At 68.2% G+C, this 20,819-nt stretch carries 21 protein-coding genes; 10 read left to right on the forward strand and 11 right to left on the reverse strand.

All coding sequences use genetic code 11. The features are described 5' to 3' along the window. The first annotated feature begins 382 nt into the window (after positions 1–382). From IT40_RS13820 to IT40_RS13825, 3 genes are read left to right on the forward strand one after another with little or no spacing between them, the layout of a single operon-like run. On the forward strand, positions 383–2,239 hold the full coding sequence (locus IT40_RS13820) for an extracellular solute-binding protein (protein WP_036756154.1): 1,857 nt from the start codon (positions 383–385) through the stop codon (positions 2,237–2,239). After that, positions 2,236–2,370: a hypothetical protein gene (locus IT40_RS30490; protein ID WP_258552065.1), complete on the forward strand. Its 135-nt coding sequence runs from the start codon at positions 2,236–2,238 to the stop codon at positions 2,368–2,370. The genes IT40_RS13820 and IT40_RS30490 overlap by 4 nt, the downstream gene beginning before the upstream one ends. Continuing rightward, entirely contained in the window at positions 2,370–2,708 is a 339-nt protein-coding gene (locus IT40_RS13825) for a hypothetical protein (RefSeq protein ID WP_036756157.1), read from the forward strand. Before IT40_RS30490 ends, IT40_RS13825 begins: the two co-directional genes overlap by 1 nt. A gap of 60 nt (positions 2,709–2,768) precedes the next feature. Here the strand turns inward: IT40_RS13825 and ade are convergent, their stop codons facing one another. Further along, positions 2,769–4,544 carry an adenine deaminase gene (gene ade / locus IT40_RS13830; RefSeq protein ID WP_036756160.1) on the reverse strand — a complete coding sequence of 592 codons (1,776 nt, stop codon included), beginning with the start codon at positions 4,542–4,544 and terminating at the stop codon, positions 2,769–2,771. A gap of 63 nt (positions 4,545–4,607) precedes the next feature. Here ade and recO point away from each other — a divergent pair, with 63 nt between their 5' ends. Next, positions 4,608–5,336 (forward strand): DNA repair protein RecO, encoded by a 729-nt coding sequence (gene recO, locus IT40_RS13835; protein WP_036756163.1) that lies wholly within the window; start codon positions 4,608–4,610, stop codon positions 5,334–5,336. Here recO and IT40_RS13840 read toward each other — a convergent pair. The 3 genes from IT40_RS13840 to IT40_RS13850 form a co-directional block, all read right to left on the reverse strand. After that, the gene (locus IT40_RS13840; protein WP_036756165.1) at positions 5,305–5,694 is read right to left on the reverse strand and encodes an META domain-containing protein; all 390 of its coding nucleotides are present in this window, start codon (positions 5,692–5,694) and stop codon (positions 5,305–5,307) included. The two genes, recO and IT40_RS13840, sit on opposite strands and share 32 nt — an antisense overlap. Positions 5,695–5,719: 25 nt before the next feature. Beyond that, positions 5,720–6,139, reverse strand: a complete 420-nt coding sequence (locus IT40_RS13845) for an META domain-containing protein (protein WP_036756167.1) — start codon at positions 6,137–6,139, stop codon at positions 5,720–5,722. A 77-nt stretch (positions 6,140–6,216) separates the two neighbouring features. Next, complete coding sequence (locus tag IT40_RS13850; RefSeq protein WP_036756278.1) at positions 6,217–7,872, reverse strand: acyl-CoA dehydrogenase family protein; 1,656 nt, start codon at positions 7,870–7,872, stop codon at positions 6,217–6,219. Between the two features lie 971 nt (positions 7,873–8,843). On the opposite strand from IT40_RS13850, the gene IT40_RS13855 reads away from it, so the two are divergent. Genes IT40_RS13855 through IT40_RS13875 form a run of 5 tightly spaced genes read left to right on the forward strand, consistent with a single transcriptional unit; the run spans position 8,844 to position 13,152 of the window. Then, entirely contained in the window at positions 8,844–9,617 is a 774-nt protein-coding gene (locus IT40_RS13855; RefSeq protein WP_036756169.1) for a sulfite exporter TauE/SafE family protein, read from the forward strand. 28 nt (positions 9,618–9,645) lie between these two features. Further along, on the forward strand, positions 9,646–10,794 hold the full coding sequence (gene dapE, locus IT40_RS13860; RefSeq protein WP_116171110.1) for a succinyl-diaminopimelate desuccinylase: 1,149 nt from the start codon (positions 9,646–9,648) through the stop codon (positions 10,792–10,794). Then, entirely contained in the window at positions 10,791–11,210 is a 420-nt protein-coding gene (locus tag IT40_RS13865) for a GNAT family N-acetyltransferase (RefSeq protein ID WP_036756172.1), read from the forward strand. The genes dapE and IT40_RS13865 overlap by 4 nt, the downstream gene beginning before the upstream one ends. After that, positions 11,207–11,722, forward strand: coding sequence for a hypothetical protein (locus IT40_RS13870; RefSeq protein ID WP_036756175.1), 516 nt, complete (start codon positions 11,207–11,209; stop codon positions 11,720–11,722). The genes IT40_RS13865 and IT40_RS13870 overlap by 4 nt, the downstream gene beginning before the upstream one ends. A 50-nt stretch (positions 11,723–11,772) precedes the next feature. Continuing rightward, complete coding sequence (locus IT40_RS13875) at positions 11,773–13,152, forward strand: glutamate--cysteine ligase (protein ID WP_036756177.1); 1,380 nt, start codon at positions 11,773–11,775, stop codon at positions 13,150–13,152. A gap of 33 nt (positions 13,153–13,185) precedes the next feature. Here IT40_RS13875 and IT40_RS13880 read toward each other — a convergent pair whose 3' ends face one another. The 6 genes from IT40_RS13880 to IT40_RS13905 all read right to left on the reverse strand — a co-directional run bounded on the left by IT40_RS13880 (position 13,186) and on the right by IT40_RS13905 (position 16,483). Next, the gene (locus tag IT40_RS13880; RefSeq protein ID WP_036756180.1) at positions 13,186–13,629 is read right to left on the reverse strand and encodes a DUF2852 domain-containing protein; all 444 of its coding nucleotides are present in this window, start codon (positions 13,627–13,629) and stop codon (positions 13,186–13,188) included. Between the two features lie 98 nt (positions 13,630–13,727). After that, entirely contained in the window at positions 13,728–14,339 is a 612-nt protein-coding gene (locus tag IT40_RS13885) for a TetR/AcrR family transcriptional regulator (protein ID WP_036756183.1), read from the reverse strand. Between the two features lie 9 nt (positions 14,340–14,348). Next, the gene (locus IT40_RS13890) at positions 14,349–14,639 is read right to left on the reverse strand and encodes an HPr family phosphocarrier protein (RefSeq protein WP_036756186.1); all 291 of its coding nucleotides are present in this window, start codon (positions 14,637–14,639) and stop codon (positions 14,349–14,351) included. Continuing rightward, on the reverse strand, positions 14,636–15,061 hold the full coding sequence (locus IT40_RS13895; RefSeq protein ID WP_036756189.1) for a PTS sugar transporter subunit IIA: 426 nt from the start codon (positions 15,059–15,061) through the stop codon (positions 14,636–14,638). Before IT40_RS13895 ends, IT40_RS13890 begins: the two co-directional genes overlap by 4 nt. Positions 15,062–15,085: 24 nt before the next feature. After that, positions 15,086–16,045, reverse strand: coding sequence for an RNase adapter RapZ (gene rapZ, locus IT40_RS13900; protein ID WP_052095936.1), 960 nt, complete (start codon positions 16,043–16,045; stop codon positions 15,086–15,088). A gap of 9 nt (positions 16,046–16,054) precedes the next feature. Next, positions 16,055–16,483, reverse strand: a complete 429-nt coding sequence (locus tag IT40_RS13905; protein WP_036756192.1) for an HPr kinase/phosphorylase — start codon at positions 16,481–16,483, stop codon at positions 16,055–16,057. A 235-nt stretch (positions 16,484–16,718) separates the two neighbouring features. On the opposite strand from IT40_RS13905, the gene IT40_RS13910 reads away from it, so the two are divergent. Continuing rightward, positions 16,719–18,317 carry a phosphoenolpyruvate carboxykinase gene (locus IT40_RS13910; RefSeq protein WP_036756195.1) on the forward strand — a complete coding sequence of 533 codons (1,599 nt, stop codon included), beginning with the start codon at positions 16,719–16,721 and terminating at the stop codon, positions 18,315–18,317. A 216-nt stretch (positions 18,318–18,533) separates the two neighbouring features. Here the strand turns inward: IT40_RS13910 and rnr are convergent, their stop codons facing one another. Then, the gene (rnr, locus tag IT40_RS13915; RefSeq protein WP_036756198.1) at positions 18,534–20,798 is read right to left on the reverse strand and encodes a ribonuclease R; all 2,265 of its coding nucleotides are present in this window, start codon (positions 20,796–20,798) and stop codon (positions 18,534–18,536) included. Between the last annotated feature and the right edge of the window lie 21 nt (positions 20,799–20,819).

The raw sequence follows: 20,819 nt of genomic DNA on the forward strand, positions 1-20,819 counted from the left end.
CTGCGTTGCTGTTGCCGCCGCAGCATGGGGAAAAAGCCCGCACCGCACAAGGTCGGACACCGGCGGCGCGGCAAGGCGCGGGAGCCGCCGGCGATGGCAGGGGAAATACCGCTTCGTTCACTTTTTTGCGCGCTCGATTCCCCCGGCGGGCGCGGGCAGGCAAGGCTGCGGCGCAATCGCGAAACCCCCAAGAAAAAAGCGCCCGCACAAGGCGGGCGCAAGTCATGAGGCAGGTTTCATACAGGCAAGAAACCTATCGAGCAGTGCCTTATCTATACGCTTTTCGCCCCATGAGTCCAAGGCGTAAGTTTGCTTCAAGGTGAACGGGCGGTTAATCTGGGCACGGGCAGAACCAACGACCCGGAAAACAGGGCCATCGAGCATGCGATTCTTCAAGTTTGCTAACGAATCCGCGATCTGGCGGCGAATCGCCCTGTGCCTGTGTGTTGCATCCATGCCGCTGGCAAGCCTTGCCGAACCCCGGCATGCCATTGCAATGTATGGAGAACCTGCGCTTCCGGCCGGCTACACCCACCTGCCCTATGCCAATCCCGAGGCGCCCAAGGGCGGCACGATTCGCCTGGCCGAGACCGGCACCTTCGATTCGCTCAACCCCTGGATCCTGATGGGCAACCCGGTCTGGCCGATCTTCACCCAGCCGGGGTTGGTGACCGAGTCGCTGATGATGCGCTCGATCGACGAGCCCTTCACCCTCTACGGCCTCCTGGCCGAAAGCGTCGAGACCGATGCCGACCGGACATGGGTCGAGTTCACCCTGCGCCCCGAGGCGCGCTTTTCCGACGGCACGCCGGTGACGATCGAGGACGTGATGTGGTCCTATGAGGTGCTGGGGACCAAGGGGCATCCGCGCTATACCGCCGTCTGGTCCAAGGTCGAGACGATGGAACAGACCGGGCCGCGCTCGGTCCGGTTCACCTTCAACACCGCCGACCGCGAGCTTTCCATGCTGATGGGCATGCGGCCGATCCTGAAGAAGGCGCAATGGCAGGGGCGCGATTTCGGCCAGTCCAGCCTGATGGTCCCCATCGGATCGGGGCCCTATGTCATCGACAAGGTCGATCCGGGCCGGGCGATCAGCTTTCGCCGCAACCCGGATTACTGGGGCCGCGACCTGGCGGTCAGCCGGGGGCTGCACAATTTCGACGTGATCCGCTATGACTATTTCGGCGATGCCTCGGCCATGTTCGAGGCGTTCAAGGCCGGCGAGATCGACGTCTGGCGCGAACTGGTCGCGGCGCGCTGGGAACGCAATTTCGACTTTCCCGCCATGCGCGACGGCCGGATGGAGAAATCCGAGATCGCGCATGGCCGCCCCTCGGGGATCATGGGGCTGGTGATGAACACCCGCAATCCGCTGTTTGCCGACTGGCGGGTGCGGCAGGCGATGATCGAGACCTTCAACTATCGCTTCATCAACATGACGCTGACCGGCGGCAAGGATCCGCGGATCACCAGCTATTTCGCCAATTCCGATCTGGCGATGCAACGCGGCCCCGCCACCGGGCGCGAGGCCGCGTTGCTGGCGCCCTTCGCCGACCAGCTGCCGCCCGGCACCATCGAAGGCTATGCCCTGCCCGAGGGCGGCGAGCGCGCCATTGACCGCCGGGGCATCCGCGCCGCGCTGGACCTGCTGGGCGAGGCCGGCTGGACCGTGCAGGAGGGCGAGCTGCGCGACGCGAAGGGCCGCCCCTTCGCCTTCGAGATCCTGCTGAACCAGTCGGGCAGCGCCATGCGCACCAGCGCCGAGACCCGGCAGATCATCGACATCTTCGTGCAATCGCTGCGCAACCTGGGCATCCGGCCGACGGTGACGATGCTCGATGCCGCGCAATATGTGGAACGGACGAACAATTACCAGTTCGACATGACCTGGTATGAACGCGGGCTATCGCTGTCGCCGGGCAACGAACAGCGGCTCTATTGGGGCCGCGAGGGCGTGGCCAAGCCGGGCAGCCGCAACTGGATGGGCATGGACAGCCCCGCCGCCGAGGCGATGATCGCCGAGATGGGCCACGCCCGCACGCATGAGGATTTCGTCGCAGCGGTCAGGGCCCTTGACCGAATCTTAACCGCCGGACGCTATGTCATCCCGGTCAGCTATTCACGGATTTCCCGCTTGGCCCATCGTGCCGACCTGGATTATCCTGAAAACACGCCGCTTTACGGTGACTGGCCCGGCTTCATGCCAGAAACCTGGTGGCAGGAGGAAAGAGAATGAAATTCAGTCGGATCGCAGCCATCCTGACCCTTCTTGCGCTTGCCGCGTGCAATACCGTGGCCGGCGTGGGCGAGGACATCACCGGCGCCTCGCGCCTGGTGCAGGGCGGCCTGGGCGGAGGAGGCTACTGATGAAATGGGTTCACGTCCGCGACAACTGGCCCGCCTTCTTCGAGGCCATCGTCGAGAAATGGCCTGCGGCCGATGAAAGCGACCTGGAGGAGATCGACGGCGACCAGCGCGCCTTCATCACCTATATCGCCGAAGTCACCGGGCAGGAGATCGACGAGACCAAGGACGAGATCCGCGAATGGCTGGCGGGCGAAATCCCCTCGGACATCGTCATGGACCCGATCCACGACAATCACTCGATCAACCTGTCGGCGAAATATGTCGGCGAGGGCGAGGACGAATATGACGACGACGCCCGCTTCGGCGATGACGACGAAGTGCCCGACGACGGCGACTGACGCACGCGCCGCGGCCGGCCCCGGCCCATCCCGGCCGGGGGTCGTGCCGGGGCTGCAGGGCTAGACCAGCAGGTCGACCAGTTCGAACCGGGTCACGTCGACGATGCCCAGGTCCGAGATGCGCAGCTCGGGGATCACCACCAGCGCCAGGAGCGAATGCTGCATATAGGCGTTGTTGAGCCGGCAGCCGCAATCCTGCATCGCCTTGACGATCCCCTGCGCCGCCTCGGCCACTTCCTCGGCGGGCAGGTCGGACATCAGCCCGGCGATGGGCAGCGCCACCGTCGCCAGTTCCTCGCCGTCGCGGAACACGGTGACGCCGCCGCCGATCCGGCCCAGGTGGTTGGCCGCCGCCGCCATGCTGTCGCGGCAGGTGCCGACGACGATCATGTGATGGCTGTCATGCGCCACGGTCGAGGCCACCGCCATCCGGCCCCGGTAGCCGAAGCCCGAGACGAAGCCGTTCACCACGCCGCCCGTCGCCCGGTGGCGTTCGACCAGCGCGATATGGCAGGTCTCGCCCTGCGCCTCGATCACGCCGTCGTGGATCGGCAGCTCGGCGGTCAGCGCGCGGGTCGGGGCCTGGTTCTCGACCACGCCGATCACCCGCACCCGCGCGCTGTCGCCCATGGCGCGCACGGCGAAATCCGCGCCGGCAAGGCGGCGCCCCAGATGCACCGAGTTGCGCGCCTCGTCGGGCCAGGCGATGCGCGGGCAATCCACCAGCAGCTTGCCGCCTTCGGCGACCAGACGCCCCTGCGCGATCACCGCCTCGATGGGCAGGCTGCGCAGGTCCGGGGTCAGGATCACGTCCGCCCGCCGGCCCGGCGTGATGCTGCCCAGCTCGCGCTCCAGCCCGAAATGCTGGGCCGCGTTGATCGTCGCCATCTGGATCGCCACCAGGGGATCGCAGCCGCAGTCGATGGCATGGCGCACCACCCGGTTCATGTGTCCATCATGGACCAGCGTGCCGGAATGGCTGTCGTCGGTGCAAAGGATGAAGAAGCGCGGGTCGAGCCCCTTTTCGGTGATCGCGGTGATCTGGCTTTCCACGTCATACCAGGCCGAGCCCAGCCGCATCATGCAGCCCATGCCCTGGCGCACGCGGGCGATGCCCTGCGCCTCGGTCGTGGTCTCGTGGTCGTCCGCGGCGCCGCCGGCGACATAGGCGTGGAAGGGCCGGCCCAGGTCGGGGCTGGCGTAATGGCCGCCCACCGTCTTGCCGGCGGCGCGGGTGGCGGCGATCTCGGCCAGCATCTGCCGGTCGCCCGCGGCGACGCCGGGAAAGTTCATCATCTCGCCCAGGCCGACGATGCCGTCCCAGCCCATGGCCTGCGCCACCTCGCCCTCGGTGATCGGCTGGCCGGTGGTCTCCAGGCCGGGGGCGGATGGCGCGCAGCTGGGCATCTGGGTGAACATGCTGATCGGCTGGAGCAGCGATTCGTCCCGCATCAGCCGCACGCCGTTGAGCCCCAGCACATTGGCGATCTCATGCGGGTCGTGGAAGATCGTCGTCGTGCCATGCGGGATTACGGCGGCGGCAAAGCCGGCGGGCGTCAGCATCCCCGATTCCACATGCATATGCGCGTCGATCAGGCCGGGGACCATGTAGCGGCCCGCCGCCTCGATGACCTGCGTATCGGGGCCGATCGAGGGCCCGGCATCGGCGCCGACATAGGCCACCCGGCCGTCGGCCACGGCGATGTCGATGCCGGGGATCACCTCGCGGGTGTGGACATTGACCCATTGCCCGCCCCGGATCACCAGATCCGCCGGCGCGCGCCCCGCCGCCACTTCGACCAGCCGGGCCTGGGCCTCGATCCACGGTTTCAACATGCCTGCCTCCTTGTCCGTCGCCCCCAGATTGCGGCAGGGTGGCGCGAAAGGAAAGGCGGCGCGATGGAATGGAGCGGCGAGGCCAGCGTGATGGCGCTGCAAAGGCACGGCGAAAGCGCCGTGATCCTGACCGTGCTGACGCGCGAGGCAGGGCTGATCCGCGGCCTGGTGCCCGGCGGCACCAGCGCCAGGCGCGCCGCCATGCTGCAGCCGGGCAACCGGGTCAGCCTGCGCTGGCGGGCGCGGCTTGAGGAACAGCTGGGCACCTTCAGCATCGAGCCAGCGCGGGCGCGGCCGGGGCTGCTGGCCGGTGCCGATGCGCTGGCCGGGGTGAATGCCGTCACCGCGCTGCTGACCTTTGCCCTGCCCGAGCGCGACCCCCATCCCCGCCTTGCCGCCGCGACCGAGGCGCTGCTGGACCTGATGGACGCGGGCGAGGATTGGGCGGAAGCCTATCTGCGCTGGGAAATGCGGCTTCTGGACGAGCTGGGCTTCGGGCTGGACCTGACCAGCTGCGCGGTGACGGGATCGCGCGAGGGGCTGGCCTATGTCAGCCCGCGCTCGGGCCGGGCGGTTTCGGCGCAGGCGGCGGGGGACTGGGCACCGCGGCTCTTGCCCCTGCCCGCCATGCTGGGCGGGCGCGGCAATGGCGGGATCGAGGACGCGCTGGCCCTGACCGGGCATTTCCTGCAATCGCGGCTGGCCGAGAGCCATGCGGGCAAGCCCCTGCCGCCCGCACGCGCCCGACTGGTCGCCCGGCTTACGGCGTCGCGATCCGCCAGCGGATGGTGACATCCGGGCCGGTCATCACCAGCTCCTCGCCCTCGCGCCTGGCCTCGCGCACCGCGCCGAGCGCCTGGAAGAACGCGTGCTCGCCGCCCTCTTGCAGGCAGGCGCGGCGCGTCACCGCCAGCGCGCCCAGGTCCAGCGCCGGCAGCGCGGCGTTGTTGCGGCCGGTGAACAGGTTGCAGGGCCCCTGCCCCGAGACCGCGCCGTCCTCGGCGATGCGCAGGCTCGGCGTGCCCGAAACCGTGACGCCCTCGACCGCGACCAGCGCATAGTCGCCGGGGATCTGCGCCGCGCCGTCCGGTTCGGCCGCGCAGGCGGCCAGGCCCAGGGGCAAGGACAGGGCCAGGATCAGCTTGCGCATGGCGCGCCTCCTTCCGGGCAAGGGGTCATTCCTTGCGATAGCCCGGCTCATAGGTCAGGTAGGTCGGCCCCTTGATGGTCAGCACGCCGCCCTCGAAGGTGATGCCGTCGGCGGCCGACAGCGCTTGGAGATAGCGCGTCTCCAGCCGGCCGGCATTGCCCGAGCAGGCCATCTCGGTCGTGGTCAGCGGGCCCAGCGCAAAGCCCGGCGGCTCGGCGGTCTGGCTGGCCGAATACTGGTTGCAGGGCGCCTTGCCCGAAATCGAGCCGTCCGCCGCGATGGTCATGCCGACATTGCGCTGCGGCACGGTGTCGGAACCGATGCCGACCAGCACATAGGCGCCGGTCGGGATATTGCTGCCCGGAACGTCGGGCGTGGCGGGCTCGCAGGCGGCAAGGCCGAGCGTGGCGGCGAAGGCCACGGAAATCATCGGGATGCGGTTCATGGGCAGCTCCGTTACGTCATGTTGCTGCCATAATGCCCTAACGGCCCCCGCTGTCCAGCAGGGGCCGGAATTTCATCCTAGTCCAGTAGCCTGCGTGCAATAACCTGGGCCTGGATCTCGGCCGCGCCCTCGAAGATGTTCAGGATGCGCGCGTCGCACAGCACGCGGCTGATGGCGTATTCCAGCGCAAAGCCGTTGCCGCCATGGATCTGCAAGGCATTGTCGGCCGCCGCCCAGGCGACGCGCGCGCCCAAGAGCTTGGCCATGCCGGCCTCCAGGTCGCAGCGCCGGCCGTGGTCCTTTTCCCAGGCGCTGAAATAGGTCAGCTGGCGGGCGATCATGATTTCCACCGCCATCATCGCCAGCTTGTCGGCGACGCGCGGGAACTCGATCAGCGGTTTGCCGAACTGCTTGCGGTCGATGGCGTATTGCATGCCGATCTCGGCCGCCGATTGCGCCACGCCCACGGCGCGGGCGGCGGTCTGGATGCGCGCCGATTCGAAGGTCTCCATCAGCTGCTTGAAGCCGCGCCCCGGCTCGCCGCCCAGCAGGTTCTCGCCCTTGACCCGGAAGCCGTCGAAGCCGAGTTCGTATTCCTTCATGCCGCGATAGCCCAGCACCTCGATCTCGCCGCCGGTCATGCCGGGGGTCGGGAAGGGGTCGTCGTCGGTGCCCGGCGTCTTTTCCGCCAGGAACATCGACAATCCGCGCCAATCCGTGGTCTCGGGATCGGTGCGCGCCAGCAGCGTCATGACATGGGTGCGCTGCGCATGGGTGATCCAGGTCTTGTTGCCGGTGACGACCCAATCCTCGCCGTCGCGCACGGCCCGCGTGCGCAGGCTGCCCAGGTCCGAGCCGGTATTCGGCTCGGTAAAGACCGCCGTCGACAGGATCTCGCCCGAGGCCAGCGCCGGCAGCCATTTCGCCTTCTGCGCCTCGGTGCCGCCGCAGAGGATCAGTTCGGCCGCGATCTCGCTGCGGGTGCCCAGCGAGCCCACGCCGATATAGCCGCGCGACAGCTCCTCGGTCACGACCACCATCGAGGCTTTCGAGAGGCCCAGCCCGCCGTATTCCTCGGGAATGGTCAGGCCGAAGACGCCCAGCTCGGCCAGTTCCTCGATGATCTCCATCGGGATCAGCTGGTCCTTCAGGTGCCATTCATGGGCGTTGGGGATCACCCGCTCGTCGGCATAGCGGCGGAACTGGTCGCGGATCATCTCCAGATCCTCGTCCAGCCCGGTGGCGCCAAAGGTGGCGCGGCCATGGTTGTCCTGCATCAGCCGCGCCAGCTCGGCCCGCGCCTGGGCGGTATTGCCGCGCATCAGCGCGGCCGCCGCCTCGCCCGGCTGCCAGTCGAGGCCCAGGTCCGAAAGCCGGGCGAACTCGGTCTGGCTCATCGGGATGCCGCCGGCGATCTGGGTCAGGTATTCGCCCAGGCCGATCTGCAGGATCAGCGCCTCGGTGCGGCCCAGGCTGCCCGCCTCGGCCAGCCGCCCGGCCCAGCCGGCCAGCTGGCGCACCGATTCGACATAGGTCGCCAGCCAGGACAGCGCATGGGCGGCATGCTGGTGTTCCTCCAGAAGCGCCGGCTGCGGCTTGCCCGCGGGGGCGACCAGCGCGCGCAGCGCCTCGGTCGCGCGGGATTGCAGGGATTCGAGTTCCGGCAGGGCCTCGCCTGCAAGCGCAAGCAGGGCGGAAGGCGTATCGGCTGGCATCGCGGGCATGTCCTTCATGGCAGATTCCTTCATGCGGCGTTGCAGCATGACTAGCCGTTTCGCAATTGCAGCGCAACTATCATGCGCGATATAGCCGCATTATGAACTAAAATGTCCCGTCAGTCGCGCCCATTGCCGGGCTGGGTGCCTGCAGAATATCGGCCGGGACGATGGCACAGCGCCAGGCTGCTGCCGTCGAGCAGGACGGTCTGGCAACGGTCGATCCCCCTTTGCGACCGGCCCTAGGACAAGGGGGAACACCGTGTCGAACCCTTCCGCCCGGCCCCGCCCAGCAGCTTGCCTATTGCGTCCGCGCCCCGAGTGACGGCGGGGCCGTGCCTTGGCCCGAAGCGGCTGGCGAGGGCCTTGGCATGGCGGGGCGTGAACCGCTGGACATCCAGCCGGATGCGCAGCGATCCAGGGCCTGCCAGAGGCCAGGCGGACATCGCTGCGCCACATGGCCGGATGGGTCTGGTCCGCCACCGTCACCGGCACGCAATCGGCCGTCGGCGCTGCCGTTCCTCGGCAGCGCGCCCTTGATCCGGGCGCTGCTCAGGCTGGGGGCGAGGGGCGTGCCAGCCGCCCCGTGCTTCCGGCCCAGGCCGAGGCATTGCCGGTGATCCGGTCCCGCGCGCGCGGGGGATGGCGGAACAATATTTCCGGCGGAATCCCAAACCATCATCCGGTCCCGCGCGGGCGGGGGATGCCGGCGAGGCGGCTTTTCGCCCGTTTGCTGCGTCAATCCGGTCCCGCGCTGGGGGATGGGGGCGGCCCATTCGTGCCGGCGCAGCTCGTCATCCTCCGGTCCCGCGCGCGGGGGATGGCAATTTTAGACATGAATGGATTTGGCAAAAAAAACTCCGGTCCCGCGCACGGGGGGGATGGCGCCGCTTTCCGCCTGAGAGCCTGCCTCTTGTGCTTTGCGGAAAGATCCGAGGCGCGCTAAGCACCTTGCCAGAACCCGCAGAGTCTTACATCGCCCAAGGAACATGTTCGGCCTCGATCCCTTCCATTTCTGGATCGCCATCGCGATCACGCTGTTTTCCGGCTTCGTGAAGGGCGCCATCGGCTTTGCCATGCCGATGATCATGCTGGCGGCGCTGGGTTCCTTCCTGCCCGCCCAGCAGGCGGTCGCCGCGGTGATCCTGCCGGTGCTGGTCACGAACATCCGCCAGGCGCTGCGCGGCGGCTGGCGCCCGGCATGGCAGGCGACCTGGGACTGGCGCTGGCATGTCGGCATGGTGGTGCTGTTCATCCCGGTCAGCGCCTTTTTCGCGACCCGCGTGCCGCAAGGGCTGATGTATGCGCTGATCGGCCTGCCGATCATGCTGTTCGCGCTGTGGCAGATCCTGGGGCGCAGCATGGTCCTGCCCGTCCATCACCGCCGCCGCGTGGAGATCGCGACCGGCGTGACCGGCGGGCTGATCGGCGGCATCTCGGGCATCTGGGGGCCGCCGCTGCTGGTGCTGCTGCTGTCGCTGCACGTGCCCAAGGCCGAGCAGATGCGCGTGCAGGGCGTGGTGTTCTTCATCGGCGCGGCGGTGCTGACCGCCTCGCATCTGCAATCGGGGCTGCTGAACGCCCGGACCCTGCCGTTCTCGGCGATCCTGGTCATCCCGGCGCTGGTCGGCATGGGGCTGGGCTATCTGGCGCATGACCGGCTGGACGCGGCGCGGTTCCGGCGCTGGACGCTGCTGCTGCTGGTGCTGACCGGCGCCAACCTGCTGCGCCGCGCGCTGGAGCTTGCGGGCCCGGCGGTGTAACCAGGGGGCCAAAAGCGAAAGGCCGCCCATGACCACGATCCCCGATCCCGCCCAACTGACCACAAGGCTGATCCGCTGCGCCTCGGTCACGCCCGACGAGGGCGGCGCGCTGCTGCTGCTGGCGGATGTGCTGGGCGCGGCGGGCTTCGAATGCCATCGCGTCGACCGCGAGGGGGTGCCGAACCTGTTCGCGCGCTGGGGGGCCAAGGGCGCGCGCAGCTTCGGCTTCAACGGCCATACCGACGTGGTGCCGCCCGGCGATCCGGCCAGCTGGACGCATCCGCCCTTTTCCGGGCACGAGGCCGAGGGCTGGATCTGGGGCCGGGGCGCCACCGACATGAAATCCGGCGTCGCCGCCTTCGTCGCCGCCGCCATCGGCTTCGTGACCGAGACCCCGCCGCCGGACGGCGCGGTGGTCCTGGCCATCACCGGCGACGAGGAAGGGCCGGGCAAGCACGGCACCCGCGCGCTGCTCGACTGGATGGCCGCGCATGGCGAGCGGATGGATGTCTGCATCGTCGGCGAGCCCTCGAACCCCGACCGCATGGGCGAGATGATCAAGATCGGCCGCCGCGGCTCGATGACCCTGCAGGTCGAGGCGCATGGCATCCAGGGCCATGCCGCCTATCCGCATCGCGCCCGCAACCCGATCCACGCGCTGCTGCGGCTGCTGCACGAGTTGACCGAGGCGCCGCTGGACGAGGGGACCGAGCATTTCGACCCCTCGGGCCTGCAGGTGACGACGGTGGATTGCGGCAACCCGGCCTCGAACGTGATCCCGGAACGGGTGCGGGCGACGATCAACATCCGCTTCAACGACGCGCATACGTCGGGCAGCCTCGACCGCATGATCCGGGCGCGGGCGGCGGCGATCTCGGCCGATACCAAGGTGGATTTCGCCATCTCGACCGACGTTTCGGGCGAAAGCTTCCTGACCCGGCCCGGCCCCTTCGTCGACCTGGTCGCCGGCGTGGTGCGCGAGGAGACGGGGCTGGCCCCCGCGCTTTCCACCTCGGGCGGCACCTCGGACGCGCGTTTCGTCAAGGATCACTGCCCGGTGCTTGAATTCGGGCTGGTGGGGCATTTCATGCATCAGGTGGATGAGCGCGTGCCGGCCGAGCAGGTGCGCCAGCTTGCCCGCATCTATCGCCGCATCCTGGAGCGTTACTTCGCATGATCGAAAAGACCACCGACCTTGCGACCTGCCGCGCGATCCGGCGCGAGGTCTTCATCATCGAGCAATCCGTCCCCGAGGCCGAGGAATGGGACGGCCGCGACGGCGAGGCGATCCACCTCTTGGCCCGCGACGCCTCGGGCGCGGCGGTGGGCACTGCCCGCATCCTGGTCCAGGGCGCGACCGGCAAGATCGGCCGCGTCGCCGTGCTGCAATCCGTCCGCGGCACCGGCGCCGGCGCGGCGCTGATCCGCGCGGCGCTGGAGGAATTGCGCGCCATGCCCGGCGTCACCCGCGCCAAGCTGGGCGCCCAGACCCATGCCATCGGCTTTTACGAAAAGCTGGGCTTTGCCGCCTATGGCCCGGAATACGACGATGCCGGCATCCCGCATCGGGACATGGCGCTGGACCTGGGATGATCCGCCCGGAGCTGGCCGAAAAGCTGCGCCCCTGGGCCGAGACCGGCGCCGCGCTGGCCGCGACCGCCTTCGGGCTGTGGGTGTTCTCGCTGGGCGGCTGGATCCTGTGGCCGATCGGCGCGGCGATCGCCGGGGCCTCGGCGCTCTGGGCGCTGGACGCGCGGCGGCGGATGCGGTTCCGCCACGACACGCTGGGCCCCGGCATGGTCGAGCTGGACGAGGGCGCGATCCGCTACCTGTCGCCCAACCGGCTGCTGGGCGGCGAGATCGCGCTGCGCGAGTTGAACGAAATCCGGCTGATGCGGCTGAACGGCCGCCGGCACTGGCGGCTGAAAAGCGCCGACGGGCAGGCGCTGCTGATCCCCGTCGATGCCTCGGGGGCCGAACATCTGGCCGGCGCCTTCGCCACCTTGCCGGGGATCGAGATGGGCCGGGTCGCCGCCGCGCTGGCCGAGGGGGCGCCCACGATCCAAACCCTTTGGACGAGGCCGGTTCGCGCCCGCTTGACTTGAGCCGCCCGCCTTGCCACCTGTGGCGGGCAAAGGCAAACGAAAGGCCACCGATGTCCATTCCCCAACAGGGCGGCGGCCCGATCGAACGTCCCGAACAGCTGACCGAATACCTCGCCTCGGGCGAAAAGCCGCGGGAAAGCTGGCGGATCGGCACGGAACACGAGAAATTCGGCTATCGCCACACCGACCTGATGCCCCTGCCCTATGAGGCCGCGCCCGGCCAGCCCTCGGTCAAGGCCATGCTGGAGGGGTTGCAGGCCCGCTTCGGCTGGACCCCGGTGCTGGAGGCCGGCCATATCATCGGGCTGGAACGCGACGGCGCCAATGTCAGCCTGGAGCCGGGCGGCCAGCTTGAACTCTCGGGCGCGCCGCTGGAGACCATCCACCAGACCTGCGACGAAGTGAACCAGCACCTGGCCGAGGTCAGAAGCGTCGCCGACGAGCTGGGCGCGGGCTTCATCGGCCTGGGCGCGGCGCCGGTCTGGACCCAGGACCAGATGCCGATGATGCCCAAGGGGCGCTACCGGCTGATGACCGACTACATGGGCCGGGTCGGCACGCTGGGCACGCAGATGATGTATCGCACCTGCACGGTGCAGGTGAACCTGGACTTCGCCTCGGAAGCCGACATGGTGCAGAAGCTGCGCGTGGCGCTGGCCCTGCAGCCGGTGGCGAATGCGCTGTTTGCCAATTCGCCCTTCCTCGACGGCAAGCCGAACGGCTGGAAAAGCTGGCGCGCGCATATCTGGCAGAACCTCGACGCCGCGCGCACCGGCATGCTGCCCTTTGCCTTCGAGGACGGATTCGGCTACGAGGCCTGGGTCGATTACGTCCTCGATGTGCCGATGTATTTCGTCTATCGCGACGGCAAGTATATCGACGCGCTGGGGCAGAGCTTCCGCGATTTCCTGAACGGCCGCCTGCCCGCCCTGCCGGGCGAGATCCCGACGCTCTCGGACTGGGCCGACCACCTGACCACCGTTTTCCCCGAGGCGCGGGTCAAGAAATTCATCGAGATGCGCGGCGCCGACGGCGGCCCCTGGCGGCGGCTCTGCGCCCTGCCGGCGCTGTGGGTCGGGCTGCTTTACGACGCCTCGGCGCTGGATGCGGCCTGGGATCTGGTCAAGGGCTGGGACGCCGAGACGCGCGAATCCTGGCGGCAGGGCGCCGGCCTTCTGGCGCTGGATGCCGAGGTGAACGGCACCAGGATGCGCGACCTGGCGCGCGAGGTGCTGGCGATTTCCGAGGCGGGGCTCAAGGCGCGGGCCCGCACCGGCTCGGGCGGGCTGGTCCCGGACGAGACGCATTTCCTGAACACGCTGAAGGAAAGCGTCGAGACCGGCAGGGTGCCGGCCGACGAGCTGCTGGAGAAATACCAGGGCGAATGGGCGGGCGACCTCAGCCGCATCTATGCCGAATATTCCTATTGAAGCAGGGCCGGGTGATCCCCGGCCCTTTTCGCATCACGCCTGCGGCTCGATCCTGGGAGCCGGCGGCTCATCCGGTTCCTTGCGGCTTTGGATGAACTGGTCGAACTCGGCCTTGTCCTTGGCTTCGCGCAGCTTTTGCAGGAAGTCCAGGAACTCGCGATGCTCGTCCTCCAGCCGCTTCAGCGTTTCCTCGCGATAGGCGTCGAAGGCGGTGTTGCCGGTCGGCGCCGCGTATCCGAGGCCATGGCTGCGGCCGTGGCGGTGGTGATGATGGCGGTGGCGGCAGGAAAACATGCGTTTGCTCCAGATCATGTAACCCAGGATGGCAAGGCCCAAGGGCCAGCAGGCGATGAAGGCCAGGATCATGGCGGCGATCCAGGCGCCCTTCCCGCGTTCGTCCAGCCAGTCCCGGATGCCGGCCAGCACGGCGCCGACCCGGTCAAGGACGGAGGGGCGCGGGGCGATGTCAGTGTTCATTGCGGTCCCTTTCCGATGTGAATGTTAATCACATTTACATAGATGGAGCGCAGCCGGCCGGGTTCAAGGGAAACGGCGGAAATTTTCATGGGAAAGTTTCAGTCGGGGATCACGCCCAGCCCGCGCAGATAGATCAGCACCCCGCTTTCCAGCATGTCGCCCGCCGAGATGGGCGAGCGCGAGCCGGGCTTGCCGCGGCCGAACAGCTCGACCACGCCATGGCTCAGCGCCCAGACATGGTCGGCGACCATGCCCGGCGGCGGGCGGCGCCCATTGGGCAATTGGGCGAACAACGTCTCGGCCCCGCGCACCAGGATGCCGCGCGCCCGTTCCGAGGCCTGCGACAGCCCGGCATTGCCGGCGATCGAGATGCCCGATTCGAACATGGCCATGTAGAAGCCGCGCCGCTCGGCGGCAAAGGTCAGGTATTCCTGGCCCATGCGCAGGAATGCGGTCAGCGGCCGCGGCCGGCCCTGGTCGAAGGCGGCCTCGAGCCGGTCGGCGAATTCCTCGAAGCCCTGCCGGGCGACCTCCTCCAGCAGATCCTCGCGCCCGGCGAAATGGCGATAGGGCGCGGCGGCGCTGACCCCGGCCAGGCGGGCGGCCTCGGCCAGGGTAAAGGCCTGCGGGCCCTTTTCCTCGATCAGCTGCACCGTGGCCTCGACAAGGGCCTGGCGCAGGTTGCCATGGTGATAGGAGGTGCGGGCCATGTCCGGCCCTTACATGCCTTCGCCGAAGTAATCCTCGACCAGGGCGGTCAGCGCATCGGCCAGCTCCTGCGCCTCGGCCCCGCGGGTGGTGACGCGAATCGCGGTGCCGCGCGGCGCGGCCAGCATCAGCAGGCCCATGATCGAATCGCCCGAGACGCTGATGCCGTCCTTTTCCACGGTGGCCTGGGCGTCGAAGCGTTCCACCGTCTCGACGAATTTCGCGCTGGCCCGCGCGTGCAGGCCCTTTTCGTTGATGATCGCCAGTTCGCGGGTGACGGCCCCGTTGGTCATGTCATTCATGAAGCGGCACGTTTGGGAATGGGAAGCACATCGGCAGGCAGGACGTCATAGCTGTTGATGTACTTGCGTCCCGCATCCTTGGCCAGCGTCACCGCATCGGCCACCGACAATTTGCGCGATTTCGCCAGTTTCACCAGCATCGGCAGGTTCGCCCCATAGAGAATCGAGCGGTTCCGCGTCGCACAGGCCATCAGCGACAGGTTCGAGGGCGAACCCCCGAACAGATCCGTGACCACCACCACGCCGTCGCCCGCATCCACCGCATCCGCGGCGGCGCAGATTTCGGCCTGCTTCTCGCCCCGGTCATGGTTTTCCTCGATGGCCACGGCCTTGATCCCGGTTTGCGGCCCCACCACATGCTCGACGGCCGAGAGATACTCCCTGGCCAGCCCACCATGCGCCACGATGACAATCCCGATCAATTCGCCCCACCACGCACCAGCCGTTCACCCTTGCGCCAAAGCTGTGCGAGAGGCCCGCATATGGCCATCATCCCCAGGTGCCGGCGCCTTTTCACGGCGTTCAAGTTCCCGATGTCTAATTGACACTTGCCAGCCTGCTTTCGCAAGCGCATCTGCCATTTTTTCCGCCATTGTGACAGAACGGTGTCGCCCCCCGGTGCAGCCGAAGCCGATCGCCAGGTGCGCCTTTCCCTCATCCAGATGGGCAGGCAGGGTGAAAAGCACAAGATCCTGCACCCTGCGGAAGAATTCGTCGAATCGCGAATCGGCCATCACATAATGCTGAACCGGCGAATCGCGGCCATCCAGCGGCCGCAGTTCCGGCTGCCAATGCGGATTGGCCAGGAAGCGGCAGTCGAACATCATGTCCACCCCGCGCGGCACCCCGCGCTTGTAGGAAAAGGACTGGACCGAGACGGTCAGCCGCCGCCCCGGCTCGGTCTCGAACCAGCGGGCCAGTTCGGCCTTCAGGTCATGCGGCGACAGCTCGGACGTATCGACCAGCACGTCGGCGCGGGCGCGGATCGGCGACAGCATGTCGCGCTCGGCGATGATGGCGTCGAGCGGCGAGCCCTCGGCGCGCAGCGGATGGCGGCGCCGGGTTTCGTTGAACCGCCGCAAGAGCTGCTCGGTCGTGCAGTCCAGGAACAGCACCTCGGGCGCATATTCCGGCAGCCGGGTCAGCCGGTCGATCAGCTCGATCAGGTTGGCGACCGAGAAGTCGCGGTTGCGCACGTCCAGCCCCAGGGCCAGCGGCATCGGCCGCGCTGGCCCGTCCAGCAGCCGCGGGATCAGCGACAGGGGCAGGTTGTCGATCGCCTCGTAGCCCAGATCCTCCAGCACGTTGATCGCCGTCGAGCGCCCGGCCCCCGACGGGCCGGTGATCAGCACCAGCCGCTGGGCCTGTTCCTCCTGGCTGTCCATGGCGCTTGCCGCCTCCGGCATGGCTTGACCCTACCTTTCGTGCAAATCCGTATCCGCCCGGCCAGCGACAAGGTATTGCAACAGTATTGACGCAAGATGAACGCGGCCGGCCCCAAGGACAAGGGGCACGGACCTGCCCATTAGGTCAAGCCGCCGGTCGGGCGGCAGCCGGTCGGGCTCGGGGCGCGCCAGATCGACCGCCAGGGCCAGCTCGACCGGGCCATGCGGCGCGGCATGCAGGATGCCCACCCCCCGCGCCTCGATCCTGCCGCGGATCGAATCGGGCGCATCGGCGAGGATCCGACCGCCCTCGCGGCGCAGGACGGTGCGGTCGTCCGCCACCAGCGCCGCGCCAAGCGCCATCATCTGCAGCGCCAGCACGGACTTCCCCGCGCCCGAGGGCCCCAGGATCAGCAGCCCCCGTTCCCGGTGGGCGATGCAGCTTGCATGCAGGATCATGGCTTCCTTCCCCTTGCCTCTTGCCGCGGCGCGAATCGCCCCGGACCCCTACGCCGGACCAAGGGCCTTTGTGACGTTTTCCCGAAGCCAAGACCACGATCCGACAAATGATTGCGCTAACCGTGTCTGATTGCGCTAACCCTGCCCATATGTGCGCTTTCGCCGGGGAAATGCCGTGTTATAGGACGCGCAACGGCCGCTGCCGGCCCGGACTATCAGCAGGAGCAAAGGTGCCATGACCGAACCGCGCGTCAATCCGAATTGCCGTCTCGAAGACCAGGGGATCACGGGGCTCGGCAATGTCCACTACAACCTGCTGGAACCGGCGCTGGTCGAGGCGGCGATCCAGCGCGGCGAAGGCAAGCTGGGCCTGGGCGGCACCTTCCTGGTCTCGACCGGCGCCCATACCGGCCGCTCGCCCAAGGACAAGCATGTGGTGCGCACGGCGTCGGTGGAAGACAGCATCTGGTGGGAAAACAACCGCCCGATGGAGCCCGAGGCCTTCGACCGGCTCCATGCCGACATGCTGGAGCACATGAAGGGCAAGGACTATTTCGTGCAAGACCTCTACGGCGGCGCGGATCCTGCCCTGCGCCTCGACGTCCGGGTCGTGACCGAACTGGCCTGGCACGGGCTTTTCATCCGCCACCTGCTGCGCCGCCCGGAAGCGGCCGAACTGGCCGGCTTCGTGCCCGATTTCACCATCATCAACTGCCCCTCGTTCAAGGCCGACCCGGCGAAACATGGCTGCCGCTCGGAAACGGTGATCGCGCTCAACTTCGAGAAGAAGCTGATCCTGATCGGCAATACCGCCTATGCCGGCGAGAACAAGAAATCGGTCTTCACGCTGCTGAACTACATCCTGCCGGAAAAGGGCGTGATGCCGATGCATTGCTCGGCCAACCACGCCATCGGCAATCCCGACGATTCGGCGATCTTCTTCGGCCTGTCGGGCACCGGCAAGACCACGCTTTCGGCCGATCCCTCGCGCACGCTGATCGGCGATGACGAGCATGGCTGGTCGGACCACGGCATCTTCAACTTCGAGGGCGGCTGCTACGCCAAGACCATCAACCTCTCGGCCGAGGCCGAGCCGGAAATCTACGCCACCTGCTTCAAGTTCGGCACCGTGGTCGAGAACATGGTCTACGACCCCGACACGCTGGAGCTGGACTTCGAGGACAACTCGCTGACCGACAACATGCGCTGCGCCTATCCGCTGGAGCAGATCTCGAACGCGTCGGAAACCTCGCTGGGCGGCCAGCCCAGGAACGTGATCATGCTGACCTGCGACGCCTATGGCGTGCTGCCGCCGATCGCGCGGCTGACCCCGGCGCAGGCGATGTATCACTTCCTGTCGGGCTTCACCTCCAAGACGCCGGGGACCGAGGTCGGCGTGACCGAGCCGACGCCCACCTTCTCGACCTGCTTCGGCGCCCCCTTCATGCCGCGGCGGCCGGAAGTCTATGGCAAGCTCCTGCAGGAAAAGATCGCCAAGACCGGCGCGGCCTGCTGGCTGGTCAACACCGGCTGGACCGGCGGCGCCTTCGGCACCGGCAAGCGCATGCCGATCAAGGCGACCCGCGCCCTGCTGACCGCGGCGCTGGACGGCTCGCTGAACCAGGTCGAGTTCCGCAAGGATCCGAATTTCGGCTTCGAGGTTCCGGTTTCGGTTCCCGGCGTCGAGGACAAGCTGCTCGACCCGCGGCAGACCTGGGCGGACGGCGCCGCCTATGACGCCCAGGCCCGCAAGCTGGTCGGCATGTTCAGCGACAATTTCGCGCAATATGCCGACAAGATCGACGACGACGTCCGCGCCGCCGCCATCGGCTGAGAGCCAGGATCCAGGCGATGCAGGAGAGGCGGTCCAAGGGGCCGCCTTTTCGCTTGCACCGGCGCCGCAAGGGGGCTTTGCGCCCCCGTCGGCCTGCGGCCGACTCCCCCGCAGGATATTTGGACACGAAAGAAGCCGGCGGAGTCGCCACGTCGCTTCTTTCGTGTCCAAATATCCTGGGGGAGCGCGGAACGCGCGGGGGCAAAGCCCCCTTCTTCAGCCCTGCCGCCGAACCCGCCGCCGCTTTTGCGCGCGCTTGATCTCGGCCAGCCGGGCTTGGGTGGCGCGCTTGCGCATCGGTCCCTTGCCGCGCCCGCCGCCCGAGCCTTGCGGCAGCGGCCGGCCCTCGAGTTCCAGCAGTTCCAGCATCAGCCCGCCGGTCAGCGGCACCGCCTCGGTCAGGCGGACGGTCACGCGCTGGCCGATGCCGATCTCGAGCCCGGTCTCGGAGCCCATCAGCACCTGCGCCTCGGGGTCGTAGTGGAAATATTCCCGGCCGATCTCGCGGATCGGCAAGAGCCCGTCCGCCCCGGTCTCGTCCAGCCGCACGAAGGCGCCGAAACGCTGCACGCCGCTGATGCGGCCGGTGAACTCGGCCCCCACCCGGTCGGCCAGATAGGCGGCGAGATAGCGGTCGGTGGTGTCGCGTTCCGCCGCCATCGAGCGCCGCTCGGTTTCCGAGATATGCTGGGCGGTTTCCGAAAGCGTCTCGATGTCCTGCGCCGACAGCCCGTCATCGCCCCATCCATGCCCCATGATCAGCGCACGATGCACGATCAGGTCGGAATAGCGCCGGATCGGCGAGGTGAAATGCGCGTAAGAGCGCAGCGCCAGCCCGAAATGGCCAAAATTCTCGGGGTTGTAATAGGCCTGCTGCATCGAGCGCAGCGCCGTCATGTTGATCAGCTCGTCGAATTCCGAGCCCTCGGCCTGTTCCAGCAGACGGTTCAGGTGCCGGGTCTGCAGCACCTGCCCCTTGGCCAGGGTGAAACCCGAGGCCTCGGCCACTTCGCGCAGCGCGTCCAGCTTTTCGACCGTCGGCTCCTCGTGGACGCGGTAGAGCAGCGGACGGCGCAGGCGTTCCAGTTCCTCGGCCGCAGCGACATTGGCCAGGACCATGAATTCCTCGATCAGCCGGTGCGCGTCGTAGCGTTCGCGGAAGTTCACCGATTTCACCCGCCCATCGGGGGTCAGCTCGATACGGCGCTCGGGCAGGTCCAGTTCCAGCGGCTGGCGGCGCTGCCGCGCGGCCTTGAGCAGCCCGTAGGCGTGCCAGAGCGGGTGGATCACGGCGTCGAGCAGCGGCGCGGTCTGGTCGTCCGGGCTGCCGTCGGCCGCCGCCTGCGCCTGTTCATAGGCCAGGCTCGCGGCCGAGCGGATCATGCCGCGGTGGAAGCTGTGGCCGGTCTTGTTGCCCTGCGCGTCCAGCCGCATCCTGACTGCGATGACCGGCCGGTCCACGCCCTGGTGCAGCGAGCAGAGGTCGCTCGACAGGATGTCGGGCAGCATCGGCACCACCCGGTCGGGAAAATAGGTGGAATTGCCGCGGTTCCTCGCCTCGCGGTCCAGCGCCGAGCCGGGGCGGACGTAATGCGCCACGTCGGCGATGGCGACCCAGACCGTGGCGCCGCCGTCCTCATGCGTCTCGGCCGCCACGGCATCGTCGCGGTCGCGCGCGTCCGAGGGGTCGATGGTGATGAAGGGCAGGGGGCGCAGGTCCTCGCGCCCCTTCATCGTCGCCGGGCGGGCGGCATCGGCCTCGGCGATCGCCTCGTCGGGGAAATCGTCGGGGATGCCGTGCTGGTGGATGGCGATCAGGCTGACCGCCCTGGGCGCCGACGGGTCGCCCAGCCGCTCGACGATCCGCGCCACGGGCAGGCCGATGCGGCCGCGGGGGCCGACCTGCTCGGCCTCGACCAGCTCGCCGCTTTTCGCGCCATGCACGTCGCCGGGGCGGACCTGCCATTCCTTGTCCTGGCCCTTGTCGATGGGCAGGATGCGGCCGCCCGCCTCGGACCCGCCGGCCGCGGCGCGGAAGATGCCGACGATGCGGTGCTGCACCGTGCCGATGCGGCGGATCAGCCGGGCCTGGTAGTCGTGATCCTCGCCCCGCGTCTCGATCAGCCGGGCCAGGATGCGCTCGCCCGGCGCCACCGCCGGGTCGGATTTCAGCGCCGCATAGAGGATGCGCGGCATCGGCCCCTCGCCCTGCCATTCCAGCGGCTTGGCGAAGATGTCGCCGTCGCGGTCGGGCGGCAGCAGCTGCAGCACCGTGACCGGCGGCAGCCGCTCGGCATCGTGGTAATGGCGGCGGCGGCGTTCCAGCAGCCCCTCGGATTCAAGCTCCTTCAGCAGCCGCTTCAGCTCGATACGCTCGGCACCCTTGATGCCGAAGGCTTTCGCGATGTCGCGTTTCGCGGTGGCGTCCGGGTGGGCGGACACCCAGTCGAGAATCTCTTGCCGGGAAGGTAGCTGTGCCATGCCGCCACGCTAGCACGACGC

The organism is Paracoccus versutus, assembly GCF_000763885.1.
In the GTDB taxonomy this organism is placed as follows: domain Bacteria; phylum Pseudomonadota; class Alphaproteobacteria; order Rhodobacterales; family Rhodobacteraceae; genus Paracoccus; species Paracoccus versutus.